The 14338-nt window shown below is 44.1% G+C and carries 16 protein-coding genes; 6 read left to right on the plus strand and 10 right to left on the minus strand.

Annotated features, from left to right (window positions below):
- Position 1 precedes the first annotated feature (1 nt).
- Genes ACLI09_RS06130 through ACLI09_RS06150 form a run of 5 tightly spaced genes read right to left on the minus strand, consistent with a single transcriptional unit; the run spans position 2 to position 4611 of the window.
- On the minus strand, positions 2-646 hold the full coding sequence (locus tag ACLI09_RS06130; protein ID WP_411418718.1) for an alpha/beta hydrolase: 645 nt from the start codon (positions 644-646) through the stop codon (positions 2-4).
- Between the two features lie 3 nt (positions 647-649).
- Entirely contained in the window at positions 650-976 is a 327-nt protein-coding gene (locus ACLI09_RS06135) for a hypothetical protein (RefSeq protein WP_411418719.1), read from the minus strand.
- Positions 977-1426, minus strand: a complete 450-nt coding sequence (locus tag ACLI09_RS06140; RefSeq protein WP_411418720.1) for a hypothetical protein — start codon at positions 1424-1426, stop codon at positions 977-979.
- Between the two features lie 4 nt (positions 1427-1430).
- Positions 1431-2684, minus strand: coding sequence for a dihydroorotase (locus ACLI09_RS06145; protein WP_411418721.1), 1254 nt, complete (start codon positions 2682-2684; stop codon positions 1431-1433).
- 1 nt (position 2685) lies between these two features.
- On the minus strand, positions 2686-4611 hold the full coding sequence (locus ACLI09_RS06150; protein ID WP_411418722.1) for a BatA domain-containing protein: 1926 nt from the start codon (positions 4609-4611) through the stop codon (positions 2686-2688).
- A gap of 118 nt (positions 4612-4729) precedes the next feature.
- Between ACLI09_RS06150 and ACLI09_RS06155 the strand changes: the two genes are divergently transcribed.
- On the plus strand, positions 4730-5833 hold the full coding sequence (locus ACLI09_RS06155) for a lactonase family protein (protein WP_411418723.1): 1104 nt from the start codon (positions 4730-4732) through the stop codon (positions 5831-5833).
- Positions 5834-5847: 14 nt separating this feature from the next.
- Here the strand turns inward: ACLI09_RS06155 and ACLI09_RS06160 are convergent, their stop codons facing one another.
- Positions 5848-6105: a hypothetical protein gene (locus ACLI09_RS06160; protein WP_411418724.1), complete on the minus strand. Its 258-nt coding sequence runs from the start codon at positions 6103-6105 to the stop codon at positions 5848-5850.
- Between the two features lie 147 nt (positions 6106-6252).
- On the opposite strand from ACLI09_RS06160, the gene ACLI09_RS06165 reads away from it, so the two are divergent.
- Entirely contained in the window at positions 6253-6450 is a 198-nt protein-coding gene (locus ACLI09_RS06165) for a hypothetical protein (RefSeq protein WP_411418725.1), read from the plus strand.
- Between the two features lie 102 nt (positions 6451-6552).
- On the opposite strand, the gene ACLI09_RS06170 is transcribed toward ACLI09_RS06165, so the two are convergent.
- The gene (locus ACLI09_RS06170) at positions 6553-6981 is read right to left on the minus strand and encodes an Hsp20/alpha crystallin family protein (protein WP_411418726.1); all 429 of its coding nucleotides are present in this window, start codon (positions 6979-6981) and stop codon (positions 6553-6555) included.
- 230 nt (positions 6982-7211) lie between these two features.
- On the opposite strand from ACLI09_RS06170, the gene ACLI09_RS06175 reads away from it, so the two are divergent.
- Entirely contained in the window at positions 7212-8396 is a 1185-nt protein-coding gene (locus ACLI09_RS06175; protein WP_411418727.1) for a DUF1624 domain-containing protein, read from the plus strand.
- Positions 8397-8867: 471 nt separating this feature from the next.
- Here the strand turns inward: ACLI09_RS06175 and ACLI09_RS06180 are convergent, their stop codons facing one another.
- On the minus strand, positions 8868-9965 hold the full coding sequence (locus ACLI09_RS06180) for an AI-2E family transporter (protein ID WP_411418728.1): 1098 nt from the start codon (positions 9963-9965) through the stop codon (positions 8868-8870).
- A 199-nt stretch (positions 9966-10164) separates the two neighbouring features.
- Between ACLI09_RS06180 and ACLI09_RS06185 the strand changes: the two genes are divergently transcribed.
- Positions 10165-10872, plus strand: coding sequence for a hypothetical protein (locus ACLI09_RS06185; RefSeq protein WP_411418729.1), 708 nt, complete (start codon positions 10165-10167; stop codon positions 10870-10872).
- Between the two features lie 24 nt (positions 10873-10896).
- Here ACLI09_RS06185 and ACLI09_RS06190 read toward each other — a convergent pair whose 3' ends face one another.
- Positions 10897-11193, minus strand: coding sequence for a hypothetical protein (locus ACLI09_RS06190; protein ID WP_411418730.1), 297 nt, complete (start codon positions 11191-11193; stop codon positions 10897-10899).
- Between the two features lie 144 nt (positions 11194-11337).
- On the opposite strand from ACLI09_RS06190, the gene ACLI09_RS06195 reads away from it, so the two are divergent.
- Positions 11338-13200 carry an ABC-F family ATP-binding cassette domain-containing protein gene (locus ACLI09_RS06195; protein ID WP_411418731.1) on the plus strand — a complete coding sequence of 621 codons (1863 nt, stop codon included), beginning with the start codon at positions 11338-11340 and terminating at the stop codon, positions 13198-13200.
- Positions 13201-13252: 52 nt separating this feature from the next.
- Positions 13253-13927 carry a hypothetical protein gene (locus ACLI09_RS06200; protein WP_411418732.1) on the plus strand — a complete coding sequence of 225 codons (675 nt, stop codon included), beginning with the start codon at positions 13253-13255 and terminating at the stop codon, positions 13925-13927.
- Between the two features lie 6 nt (positions 13928-13933).
- Here the strand turns inward: ACLI09_RS06200 and ACLI09_RS06205 are convergent, their stop codons facing one another.
- Entirely contained in the window at positions 13934-14188 is a 255-nt protein-coding gene (locus ACLI09_RS06205) for a Rho termination factor (RefSeq protein ID WP_411418733.1), read from the minus strand.
- Positions 14189-14338 lie beyond the last annotated feature (150 nt).

Genomic DNA, 14338 nt, shown 5'->3' on the forward strand with positions numbered 1-14338 from the left:
ATTACTTATTAAGCCAAGCTAACAGGTCGTAAAAATTTTGTGGTGCCACACCGTGCCCTACAGGGTACTCATGGTATTCGTTTGTAATGCCTAAAGTTTTTAGGAATTCTGGGGCTTTACGTGCCCAGCCTACCGGTATAACCTGGTCTACCACACCATGTGAGATAAAAAATTTCACATTCGAAAGGTCTTTGGTATGCACGTCTTCAGCAACTATGGGCTGGTGCAGGTAACCGCTAAGTGCTGCCACCCTGCTTACCTTTTCAGGATGTTTAAGCGCCACGGAATAACTTAAAATAGCGCCCTGGCTAAAGCCGATAAGCGTTACATTATCTTTATCTATGGGATATCTGGCTATGGCCTCATCTATAAATTTTGCAATCAAATCACGCGACTGTGCCGCCTGTACATCGTTTGTAAATTTGTTCATACCGGCATCAAAGTTTATGGCATACCATGCGTAACCGTAGCCCGGCAGGTTGTATGGCGCGCGTACTGAAAGGATATAATACTCATCGGGTAACTGCGCGGCAAAGCCAAACAGGTCTTCCTCATTACTGCCGTAGCCGTGTATAAGTAGCAAAAGGGGATTTTTATCCAATTTTACTTTGGGTTCTCTAACAAGATGATATAATGACAATTCCATCAATTACAATTTTTTAAATACTTTCTGGAACAATTTCCCCACCAGCGGCATCGGTGTTATCTGACCTGAAATTGCAGTGTATAGCCCATAGCCCCACAGCACAGCTATAAAAAGCCAGAAAGGAAATACAAACTCTACAGCCCATATATTACTTAGCGTGTAGCCTATGGCAACAAAAAGTATTGATAATCCCAGCCCCTGCCTTACATGGAAGGAGGCGTACGGGTTTTTGTTATCTGCATTCATAGACATGGCAATCAGCGCGCCTACCACCAGTATATAGGCCGTAATGGCAGTGCTTTTGCCCTCTTCTATTGTTTTAGTATCCATTTAGTTTATTTCTATAGTGCTTTTTACTTCAATATCGGTACGCGGGTCAAAAACCACATCATAGTAGCCCGCAGCCCCGGCCTTTGCATCAAGCGCCAACTGCTGCCTGCCAAATTCCACGCCTTTTTTGTCGGTTACCTTAAAAGTAAGGTTGCCTTTATAATCTTTTTCGGTAATGATATAGATAACCAATTTGTTATCATTCCCCAGTGAATCATTTTCTATGTGAAACTTGCCATAGCTTATCCCCCCTGCTTTAAGCTCTTCAGATAATACTATCTTACAATCAAGCGTACGCTCTACCCCTTCGGTAACACCCTCGGTAAATTCGGTAGCCATTTCGCCCACGGCTTCGCCGCCTTTGTTCAGGGTTTCTTTGGTCTTATCTTTTACTTTGTTACACGAGCAAATAAGTGTGGCTATAGCCAATAGGGTAAACAGTCTTTTCATGATATTAATTATTTAAAACCAGTTTTCCATTATTGTAAACACCATAAGCCCTGCCTTTTAGCTGTTGCCCCAGGAACGCTGAGTTTTTCGATTTAGAAAGGATGTCTTTTTTCTCAAAAACCCACTCACCATCCGGGTTAAACAGCGTGAATGATGCAGGTGCGCCTTCAGTAATATCCTGATTGGCTACTCCAAATATATTCCTTGCAGCGGTAAGTTTCTCAACCACTACCTCCAGCGGAAGCAATGTATTGAGTACGCCAAAAGCGCTCTCAAGCCCTATAGTACCGTCTTTGGCAAGGTCGAACTCCAGTTTTTTGATCTCCACATCCAGCGGGTTATGGTCAGATGTAACAACGTCTATAGTACCGTCAAGCACGCCTTCAAGCAGCGCCTTGCGGTGTTCTTCAGTACGCAGCGGTGGAGCAACTTTATAACGGCTGTCAAAATCAGACAGTACATCGTCAGTCAGCAGCAGGTTGTGTACTGCCACGCTACACGTAACGTTGAGGCCTTTTTGTTTGGCTTCGCGAATCAGTGCAACCGATTTTGCCGTACTGATTGTGGGGATGTGCAGCTTGCCTCCCGTGTATTCTAACAGGTAGAGGTTTCGGGCTATCTGCAATTCCTCAGCCAGTGCGGGTATGCCCTTAAGGCCGAGGCGGGTACTCACTTCTCCCTCATGCACCACACCTTTTCCTTTTATTTTATCGTCCTGAGAATAAGCTATCACAAGCCCGTCAAAATCCTGCATGTATTGCAGCGCAATCTTAAGCAGGTTAGCATCGGATAACGACTTTTGGTAATCGCCAAAGGCTACCGCCCCGGCATTTTTCATATCAAAAAACTCGGCGATGTCTTTACCCTCGCTGCCTTTGGTAAGCGCTCCTATCGGGTGTATTTGCGTTGCCGTGTGTGCCGACTTACTTTTTAAGAAAGCGATATCCGCCTGTTTTTCCGCTATTGGGTTTCCGGTGGGTTGAACGGCCACATCGGTAAAGCCGCTTTTGGCAGCCGTAGCAAGTCCGTTTGCTATGGTTTCGCGGTCTTCATAACCGGGTTCGCCAAAGTTTACCGAAGCGTCAAACCAGCCCTTAGAAATATGCAGGTTGTCAAGTTCGATTACCTTAAAACCGTCGGCAGCGAGGTTAGCGCCTATTTTTGTAATGATGCCATTTTCTACCGTAATATCAACCGCCTGTTTGTGGAAGGGGCTGGTTGCATCAATAATCGTGGCATTTTTAAAGATCAGGTTCATGTTATTTTACAAATTTTTGTATCAATAATTCGAGTATCAGGAAGATAAGGGTGCCTATTATAAACCATTTCCACAATTCGTTTGCGGTGCGGCCCGATGTAATATCGTTATATACCGTTGCTACCGAATCGGCTTTTGTAAAGCTGCTTAGTACGCTCTGGTTTTCAAGGCTCAGGTTACTTTCGGTACGCGCATGGTTAAAGCTGATATCGCGCAGTTTTTCAGACCCCTTATAAATGCTGTAATTACCGGCTGTTTCGGGGTAATCACCAAAGGATAACTTTACCTTATTGCTCAGTACCTGCTGGGCCGGTATAAAGTCGGTCTCGCCATTCTTCACGCTTACCACTTCATCCTTAGCCAATACGGCATCGAGCAGCAGGCTCTGGTTACTGCCTATGGTTATGGCGCTTATGCCGGTTTTGCCACTGTTTTGCCCCATGTTGTAAAATGTAGGTACTATTAGGGGAGAATTCTGGAAGTTACTGTTTTCCTTATTAACCGGCGCGGCAAATACATACACATTGCCCAGCCTGTTAGTTACCGAAGCCAGGAACGGCGTCTGGTCTTCAAACGTTAGCACCGGAAGCGCATTGCCCGATAGGGTGTAGCCCGCATTTACCTTAGGGTACTGGAAATTAGTAATGCTGCGTTCAAAAACGGTTTGGTACAACGGGTGGTTAAAGGCTATTTTAGTAATCTGCTTTTCAGTTTTGCTGAAGGGCTTGTACACCGGCCCGTTGAAATTCCCCAGCAGGCTGTTCAGGTTTTGTATGTTGCCCTCTGCGGCGGGTATGATAACCACGTTACCGCCTTTGGTATAAAAATCTTTTAGCGTGGTAATAAGCGACTGCGGGATGTCCTGCAATTCATTCAGTATAATGGCATCCTGTTTTTGCAGGATGTTATAATCGAGGGTGTTAAGCGGGGTATTGATAAAGTTGAACTCGTCTGCGGTATAAATGCGCGAAAGGAAGGCGTTTTTTGCGCTTTCGCCAATGGCAATTACGTTCGACTTCTCCGGTTTTGAAATACTCAGGTAATAGGTATTGTCATAGGCCAGGCTGTTGTCGCTAACCTCTACCCTGCCGTTAAAGTCTTTTTTAGGGATGGTAAAGGTGCTGCTCTTCTCGGGCGTGTCAAACTTTACCAGTGTTTTCGCGGTAAGCGTTACGCCGTTGTATAATGCAATGGGCACATCATCCTTAAAATCGCCGTAGGCCTGCATGGCTACTTTTATTTCATAAAAATTATCCATCACCTGGCTTATGTATACGCTGTCTATCGCCACGTTTCGGGTGGTTTCAGCTTCGGGAATAATGGCATAGCCGGTTGTACCTTCAAACCCTGACACATACTTACTGTCAAGCCCTATGGCATCGGTAATCAGCACCACATCCTTGCCCGTTGCCGGGTTCTTGGCCTTAGCCTTGGTAAACAGGAAATCCGGGCGGTAGGGCACATCGGTATATTGCAGGTTTTGCAGGTCTTTTTGTATCGATTTTATATCAGTATCCCACCACGCGCCGTTATTGGTAATAAGCGAGAACTGCTGGTTTTCGGGGGTGTTTTCAAGAAGGTCCTGCACGGCGCGTTTTAGCAGTTCTCCCCTGGTGCCTTTGGCCTGCATAGAGAATGAATTATCGAGCAATATCACCATTTCGTTACCGCTTTTATCGGCATCGGTAGCTTTAAAAAACGGCTGTGCAAAGGCTATAATCAGGAACGCGAGCAGCAATAAGCGCGTAGCAAGCAGCAGCCATTTTTTAATGACCGAGCTTTTGCGGGTTTGCATGCTGAGTTCTTTTAAAAACCGTACATTGGTAAAATATTGCTTCTGGAAACGGCGCAACTGGAATAAATGCACCAGTATGGGGATGATGAGCAGGAATAAAAAGTAAAGAATGTCCGGGTGTTTAAACTGCATTCGCTTGAAAGTTTGTCAAAAATACACATTTTTATTGTAATAGGAACGGAGATTACCGCCCATTAATTTCACAAAACATTTAAATAAATTACATTTGTAAGCGCTAAATTGCATTACTATGAAACTAATCAAAGCCTTAGCATTATTTGCTGTTATGAGTGCCACTGCCCAGGATAATTACAACCTTATTGTAGGTACATACACAAAAGCCTGCGCGAGCAAGGGTATTTATGTATATGATTTTAACATTAATACATTGGAATGCCAGTTAAAATCAAATACCGAAGGTGTAGTGAACCCAAGCTATCTTACCGTGAGCGCCGATAAAAAGTTTATTTACAGTGTAAACGAAGACGGTAAAAACAGCGCTGTAAGCAGTTTCAAATTCAATTCCGTAACCGGCAAACTTGACTTTATAAACAAGACCGACAGCAATGGCGCCGACCCGTGCTACATAATAAACGACGATAAAAATGTGCTGGTAGCCAACTATAGCGGCGGTACCATCAGCGTGTTTAACAAGAAAGCCGACGGCAGCCTGGCCGATGCCGTACAGGTTATAAAACTTACGGGTTCCGGCCCGGATAAAAGCCGACAGGAAGCCCCGCACGCACACATGGTGTACTTTAGCCCGGATAAAAAATATGTGTTTGCAAACGACCTGGGTACCGATAAAATATATATGTACAGCTACAACCCTACAGGCGGCACTAAGACCCTTACACTTAAAGAGTCATTTTCTGTTAAGGCAGGCAGCGGCCCGCGCCATTTAATATTTAACCCTAACGGTACGTTTTTATATGTTTTACAGGAACTTGAAGGTTTAATTACCACATTTGATTATGTTAACGATAAACTTACCCAGGTGCAGGAACTTAACGTTACCCCTAACCTATTGGGCGGCAAACATGGTGCTGCCGACATCCACATAAGTAACGACGGCAAGTACCTTTATGCCACTAACCGCGGCGATGCCAATACCATTTCGGCGTTCCGTGTGCATGCTAACGGGTTGCTCCAAATGGTGCAGCAGATAAGCACACAGGGCAGCGGCCCCCGCAATTTTACCATTACGCCTAATGATGCTTATTTGCTGGTTGCTAACAAAAACACTAATAACATTGCCATTTTTAAAAGGGATAAAAGCACCGGGTTGCTAACAGATACGGGTAAAAAAATAGAATTGTGCCAGCCGGTATGCCTTGTTTTTTCAGGGAAATAATTTTATGCTAAAAGTTATACCCTAAAATCCAGCATGCCGTTTACGGGGTATTTGTCAAGGTATTTTTCCAGGAGCTTACCTTGCTTAAAACTAAGCCGCCACAGTACTTTATTGGTAAGCACATGGTACCATAATTCTACATAAAAATTATCAAGGGCATAGAGCAGCTTTTTTACATGGCCGTCCATACAGCCGTCTATAAGCACGCCGTCGTTCCACAAGATACGGTCCTGTTCTTCTTCATTTAGCTTCTTATACTCATACAGTTTCATAGGACTAAGTTACAAATAATATTATTATTTTAAATCTAACGGCTACTAAAGTACAAACGGAAGTTTAACTCTTTATTATGAAGCAGTTGGCAAATTTTAATATTTAAAAGCCTGAAATTGCACCCATAATCTGTAAATGAAACGATTATGAGAATGCTACTGTTATTCCCCAATATTTTTATCATGTCTGTAGCCGGCTATAACCTTTTTAGTGAACTGGGTTCGGCTAATACCTATTATATGCCTATAGCACTGCATGCTACTGTGGTAATAATCAGCGTACTGTTTATAAGCCTTATTATACGCTCTGCGTTTAAGGTGCGCTACGTAGAAGAAAACAACTAATATACCTAAGCAAAAGGCGTATACTTATTTATGGTTGCTATGTAAAAGAAAAAGCGCCCCCCATACAGGAGGGCGCTTTAAAACCAAACTAACCAATCATCATTATGAAATCTCAATCGCTCTTTTTGCCTTAGGCAGTGCTTCTTCTTTTTTTGGCAGTGCAAGTTTTAATACACCATCCGTGTATGCAGCACTAATTCCTTCTTCTTCAACAGTTTCCGGTAGTGTAAATGTCCTTTTAAAGGCATTTAGCACAAACTCCCTGCGGGTAAATTTTCCTTCTTCCTGGGTTGCGCTTTCTGTTTTAACTTCAGTAGAAATGGTAAGCAGGCCGTTGTTAACCTCAATAGCAAAATCTTCTTTTTTAAGGCCTGGGGCAATCAGTTCTACGCTGAAGCCGCGCTCTGTTTCAAATACGTTTACCGGGGGTATAGCCCTGTGGTTCAGCTGGCTGCCGCCATTCCAGTCTTTAAAAAATTCGTCCATTACTGCCGGAAATCCATTGCTGTGGTGTCTTTTAACTAAGTTCATAATAATATATTTTTTTAGGATTATTAATTATTTGCGAAGTGAAAGACAAGTTTTATACCAAATCAAAATGTAATGACAAAATGTCTTTTTTAATGACTTTTTGTCATTAAACATATTAATAGGCCGCATAAAAGCGACAAAATTTCCGATTTTAGCATGTCTCCAGCCATTTTTTCTGTACAATAACAAACTCTTTAACTATATTTACGCTGTTAACCAACAGTTTATATATGGAGGCCATTAAAAAAAGGATACTGAGCATCGACATTTTGAGGGGGATTATTATGGCCCTGATGGCGCTCGACCATACCCGCGATTATTTCCATATTGATGCTGTAACACAGAGCCCTACCGACCTCGAAACCACTTACCCTATCCTGTTTTTTACCCGTTGGATTACCCACTTTTGCGCGCCTTCATTTGTGTTCCTGTCGGGCATTTCAATCTATTTGCAAAGCTTACGGAAAACTAAGAAAGAGCTCGCCATCTTCCTGTTTACCCGTGGTTTATGGTTGATTTTCATGGAACTTACCCTTGTAATTTTCGGGTGGAGTTTCGACCCTTTTTTCAGCTTTATTTTCCTGCAGGTTATCTGGGCCATAGGGTGCAGCATGATACTGCTTTCGGGCATTATATTTTTCCCGTATTGGGTGGCAGTAGCGCTGGGAATCATTATAACGCTGACACACAACTTAGTAGACTACTTTATATTCCCCGACCCTGCGGTTCACGCCGCGGCTGATTTCCTGATAATGACTGATTTTCAGGTGTATAGTATCGGCCCGGTGCAGGTGCTTTCGGCTTATGCCATACTTCCGTGGACAGGCATCATGCTACTGGGTTACGCCATCGGCAAATGGTTTAATACACAGTATTTTACGCCGCAACTACGGCAGCGCAGGTTGGTTTATGCCGGGCTGCTGCTCATTACATTTTTCATACTGCTACGGCTGGGCAACAGTTATGGAGACCCCACGCAATGGTCTGAACAAAAAGATATTACCTACACATTGCTATCATTTTTAAACGTAACAAAATACCCGCCATCCCTTATGTATGCCTGTATGACCCTCGGCCCTGCCCTGCTGGCGCTTGCCGCGCTGGAAAATGTGCAGGTAAAAGGCTTCGCCAGTATTATGAATACCTTTGGCCGTGTACCGTTTTTCTATTACCTGATACACATCTATATTATTCATTTACTGTGCGTTGCACTATATTTCATACAAGGTTTTACGTTCGCCCAGCTCTTCACGGTGCCTATGGAATTCGCTTTCCGCCCCCGCGAAAATTTCGGGTTTAACCTGGCATATACGTACCTGGTTTGGCTGCTTGTTTTAGTGCTGTGTTATTTCCCGTCACGATGGTACGACCGCTATAAAAGTTCGCATAAAAAATGGTGGCTCAGTTACCTCTAAAACTTTAACATTTTACGTCAAAAACTCATTTATATTACACAATCGGCACATTTTCTTTCCACCTTTGGGCAAGATTTAGTGTAAAATCGAAAACATCAAACCATTGGATTTAAGCGATGTAAAAAAAATGTTACACAATCGGTATATCTTTTTTTAGTGAATGATTGCCTTCAGTACTTTGCTTGGATTTTTTTGCTATTGATTTCGAATAAAAAATGCATTTATTTTTTAAGCTACTTATTTTACAAATTAGCACTATTATTTTACTGAAGAAGAGCCTTCAGTACTTTATAAAATGATAGATTGTACTTTTGCAAAGTATTTACACAATTTACTTCACGCGCCGTCCATTGCGAGGAACGAAGCAATCTAACTTATTTGAATAGTGTTTGGTTAAGATTGCAGTGCTCCGTGCCTCCGCTCGCAATAACAGCGCGAGTAAACCAAGATAGTACAACAGCTACGTAATTCCTACTCCTCCAGCGGCGGCAGCTCCTCATTCGCGGGAATGGCGTTTTGGGTGGCCGGTTCGTCTTCTCCCAGCACCATGCCCCACGGCTTAAGTCCTTCTACCCTGTCGAATATTACTTTGGCTATGGCTATAACCGGTATAGCCAGGAACATGCCGGTAACACCCCACAGCATTTCGCCCACAACCAGCCCCAAAACAGCGGTAAGCGTGTTCAGCTTTACTTTGCTGCCTACAATTTTCGGCATAATATAGTTGCCGTCAATCAGGTGGATTACCACTATGGCAATCACCACAAACAGCACATGGGTAGTATCGCCGGTAGCAAAAGTAACCGTTGCCGAAAGCAGCAGCGACGTAAATATGCCCACGTAGGGTATAACGTTAAGTATGCCGGTAAGCAGCCCCAGCAAAAATGCATATTTAATGCCCAGCACCATAAACGTTACCCAGGTAAGCGTAGCCACAATAACCATTTGCAGCAGCAGCCCCACAATATACTTGCGGATGATGTACTGTATGCGCGCCACGGCCTCATGCACCACGGGTGTATGGTTTTCGCTGAATAGCGCCACCACAAAACGCATAAGCAGGCTGCGGTGCAGCAGCAGGAAAAATGTATATAAGAAGATAAATACCATAAACAAAAGCGACGATGATAACGAAATTAAGGTTGTGCCTATAAGCTCGGTACCGTGGCCCAGGGCGGTTTCGGCGGTCTGGTTGATGTATTCGGCCTGCTGGCGGTTGTTGATATTAAACGAGTGGGAAATCCAGTCCTGCAGGCTGTCGAACGAAAGCATGAGCTGCGTTTGGAACGCCGGCCACTCCTGCGCGAATTCGCTCAACTGGCTGCCCAATAGTACCATAAGCCCGCTGATTCCTCCGATAAGCACCAGCAATACCACAAAGGCCGCCATAGCCCGGGGAAACCGCAGTTTCCGTTCTAAAAATGCAGCAAACGGTATAAGCAGCAGCGCAAACAGCAAGGCAATGATAAGCGGCGCCAGTATGCTTTTGCCTAATACGGCAATAAAGCCAATGGCCAGTATGCTAATGCTTATGTGTGCCAGCCTTGTATAAAACGGGGTAGGGTTCATAGTAGGGATTTTCCGTAAAATTATACATTTTAGCTATTGAATTGCGGTTTTTACCACAAGGTTCACAATTATTTTAGGCGTTAATACTAAGTTGCGCGTTTTTATCGACATGAAAGAATAATCTTAATAAATATTTAACATTTGATTTTGCATTTTAGAAAAAAATGTATATTTGGATGCACTAAAATTCCATCAACCAATGGTTATAATATTCAACTGGTATGCCATATTACAGGGCATTATCCTGGGCGCGCTTTATGCCATCCTTTACTATTTAAACATCGACGGGCTGTTTGCGTACCTTGAGGTTACCGAAGGCACAGGACGTGCACTGCTGTGCTATCCCGCGTTTTTTATTGTGAGCGCCATGGATATAAACGGTATAAAAGGCCGCCTGTTTTTTATACCCACCTGGATTATTTTGCTGTTTATCCCGCTGGTTGCCATAAGCGCTTACCACGGCGCCGGGCTGTACTGGTGCAGCCGCATACTCTCGCCGCTGCTGTTCCTGTATTTTATAATAAGGCAAAACAGGCGCTTTAATGCCAACTTTAAAAAAGCGAAAGTCGCCCTGCACGAAATGCAGCACCTGCCCACAGAAACCGCCGAAGAACGCCGGAAGTTCTGGGCACTGGCATCACACGCTTACATTAAGCCATCGTGGTTTTACCTGTATGGCAACCCCGTGTTTAGTACCATTTTTCAAAATTCGCCTACGCTCGATGAGTTTGCGGCACACTATCGCAGGCTTATCCCCATCATACAGCCACAGGTGCGTGACCAGGACCAGCTGTATAAACTCCGGGGTTTTGAACTGCAGTTAAGCCATGAAAAGTATAAACACAATGCCGGTTACCTTGAAAATATTGCCGAGATTATTGATGCGAAAAACAAAGCTTTGCAATAATTTAGGGATTTTACATGAGAATCGTTATCCTTCAGGACACGCGTAGGCACGTGACCTTAGATAGTAGATATAGCCCACACAAAGGATCAGTAATGTAAATATAGCAAACGCCATAATGGTAAGCGCTATGTGCCTGCCGATAGGTTCTCCTGCCCTTTTATGCAAAACATACTTCATTATTCCCAATACAAGGGTGGCTAACGATACGGCAATAATATAGTCTATACGCGGCTTACCTTTGCCATTCCACACAAAGGGCAAAAGGGCCAGGATGCAAAGCAACAAAACATTCACAATGGCCTTAGGACTAACTTTTTGCATAGCACGATAATTATGCTGCAATGCTACAAAAATTAATTAAATTATTCGTGAGATTGGTGTAATTCGTGCCGGCTTTCCGCAATTCGTAATTGATAATTCGTAATTGATAATTAAAAGGTTATTTTTGCAAAAAACTTAGTAAGCGTGAATTACCTGTCTGTAGAAAATATATCCAAATCATTTGGCGAGCGTACCCTTTTTGAAAACCTGTCTTTTGGCATCAACAAAGACCAGAAGATAGCTTTTGTGGCCAAGAACGGCAGCGGCAAAACCAGCATCCTTAAAATTATAAACGGTGAAGACCAGCCCGATACCGGCCAGGTGGTGATCCGTAAGGAGATAAAAATGCAGTTTTTGAGCCAGGAGCCCAAGCTGGACCCGGAGCTTACCATCGAGGAGAGTATTTTTGCATCGGACAGTGAAATACTGCACGTGATTGAGGCCTACGAAAAAGCGCTGGAAAATCCCGACGATTCAGAAGCCTACCAAAAGGCTTTTGAAGGCATGGAAGCACATAACGCCTGGGATTTTGAAAGCCAGTATAAGATGATTCTCAGCAAGCTGAAGATGGACGACCTGAAGCTAAAGGTTAAAAGCCTGAGCGGGGGGCAAAAAAAACGCCTTTCACTCGCCATCATCCTTATTAATAAGCCGGACTTACTAATTCTCGATGAGCCTACCAACCACCTTGACCTCGAAATGATTGAGTGGCTGGAGAATTATTTTGCCAAAGAAAATATTACGTTATTTATGGTTACGCACGACCGTTTCTTTTTAGAGCGGGTGTGTAACGAAATTATAGAACTTGAAAATGGTAAGCTGTACCAGTACAAAGGCAACTACAGCTATTACCTGCAAAAGAAGGAAGAACGCATAGCTGCCGAAAACGCGAGTATAGACAAAGCGCAAAACCTGTTTGTTAAAGAGCTTTCATGGATGCGCCGCCAGCCTAAGGCGCGTACCACCAAGAGTAAAAGCCGCCAGGACGACTTTTACGTAATTAAGGAAAAAGCCCAGAGCCGCCGCAAAGAACACGTGGTAGAGCTGGAAATTAATATGGAGCGTATGGGCAGCAAAATTATAGAGCTGCACAATATAAGCAAGAGGTTTGGCGACAAAAAAATACTCGATAACTTTAGCTTTAACTTTAAGCGTGGCGAGCGTATAGGCATCATCGGCAAAAACGGTACGGGCAAGTCTACTTTCCTTAACATGATAACCCAAAACCTGCCGGTAGACAGCGGTAAGGTGGTGCACGGCGATACTATCAAGATAGGCTATTATACCCAGAGCGGCATCAACCCAAAGGAAGGCCAGAAGGTTATCGACGTTATTAAGGAATATGGCGAATACATTCCCCTATCGAAAGGGCGCACCATAAGTGCCGCGCAGCTGCTGGAGCGCTTTTTATTTGACCGTAAAAAGCAGTACGATTTTGTAGACCGCCTTAGCGGTGGCGAGCTTAAGCGACTTTACCTGTGTACGGTGCTGATACAAAACCCTAACTTCCTGATTCTCGATGAACCTACAAACGACCTTGATATCGTAACACTTAACGTGCTTGAGGCATTCCTGCTCGACTACCCGGGCTGTTTGCTGGTGGTAAGCCACGACCGTTACTTTATGGATAAGATTGTAGACCATCTGTTTGTGTTCCGCGGGCAGGGTGTGGTGGAAGATTTTCCCGGCAATTACAGCGATTTCCGCAGTTATGAAGACAGCGCGGAACCTGCAAAAACTGACCTGAAGCCTGTGGGCGACAACAAGAACTGGAAACAGGCTAATGTAAAGCCCGGCCTGACCTTTAATGAGCAGAAGGAATTTGACAAGGTAGAAAAAGACATAAAAGACCTGGAACGCCAGAAGGAAGCTATAGAAAAAGAGTTTGCAGACGGCACTATAGCCGATAAAGACATTGCTAAAAAAGCCGAAGACCTGCAAAAGGTACTCGACACAATTGAGGAACGCACAGAGCGCTGGTTTGAGCTGAGCGCGAAGATGGAGTAAGCCCCAAAAGGGGAAATGAACGGAAATATGACGTTTAACTTATAACGACCGAGTGAAGCTCTCTCTCCTCTCCTTCGGAGAGGGGCCGGGGGGTAAGTCCATTATGAAACCATTAAGCTACATATCATTTCTATTTAAGTCCAGCAACGCCCACGGCATCCACTCCCCTTTTGTATATGCTTTTACCGAAGGGCTTTACCAGCGGCAGCACATTTTAGCCAATGACAGGGCTATCCCTGAAGGTAAGCCGGGTAAAAAAGCGCTACAGGTACTGTTCAGGGTTATAAATTACTTTAAGTCATACAAGCTTATCGCGGTAGGAAGCGGCGACATTGCCATAACAGAGATTATACGCGCCACCGGCGAAAAAATAGATGCCCAGATATGGTTCTATTCTACCTTAGTGCCTGTGCCGGGCGGAATCGACATGGGCATACTGTGCGGCGAAGACAAAGCTACATTGCTGGCTGTATTTAACGAGCTGCTGCCGCAGGTAAACAACAATAGTGTGATTGTACTGCCTGATCCGCATGCCACACCCGCCCTCGAATCTTCGTGGGAAGCATTAAAAAAAGACCCTAATGTTACGGTCAGTATAGACACGTACCATTTAGGCCTTTTGTTTTTCCGTCACGGGCAGGCAAAACAGCATTTTACCATCCGTACTACAAATTCGTTTTTACTAAATGCCGTATTGGGCATTAAAAATTTGTGGGGGCTGTTTTAGGGGGTACTAATTATTCCGCAGCGCCTTTGCCAGCTCGGCCTTTGTCATTTTACTGCGGCCATCTATACCCACTTTCTTAGCCTCTTCATACAGGCTCTGCTTTGTGCGGCCTTCATACGCGCCGGCTTTACCACCGCGTTTTTCTGCTCCTTTACTGTTGGCTATCCTTGCAGACTTCTGTTTGCTGTAGCCTTTGTCCCTTAGGGCCTCATACTGGTCTTTATCCTTAACCTGCGGGCCCGGTGATGTACTTCCCGGCATAACAATTATATTTAAAGTTTCTGTACTATAAATTTACTCCACATCAAAAATATATACCGTTAACAACCAACTAAATAAACCCTAATAAATAGCAAAAAGGCGCACTATAACAGCGCGCCTCAAGCAAATTTATAATTACCTTCTAATAAT

It is taken from the genome of Flavobacterium sp. RHBU_24 (assembly GCF_046613695.1).
GTDB lineage: Bacteria > Bacteroidota > Bacteroidia > Flavobacteriales > Flavobacteriaceae > Flavobacterium.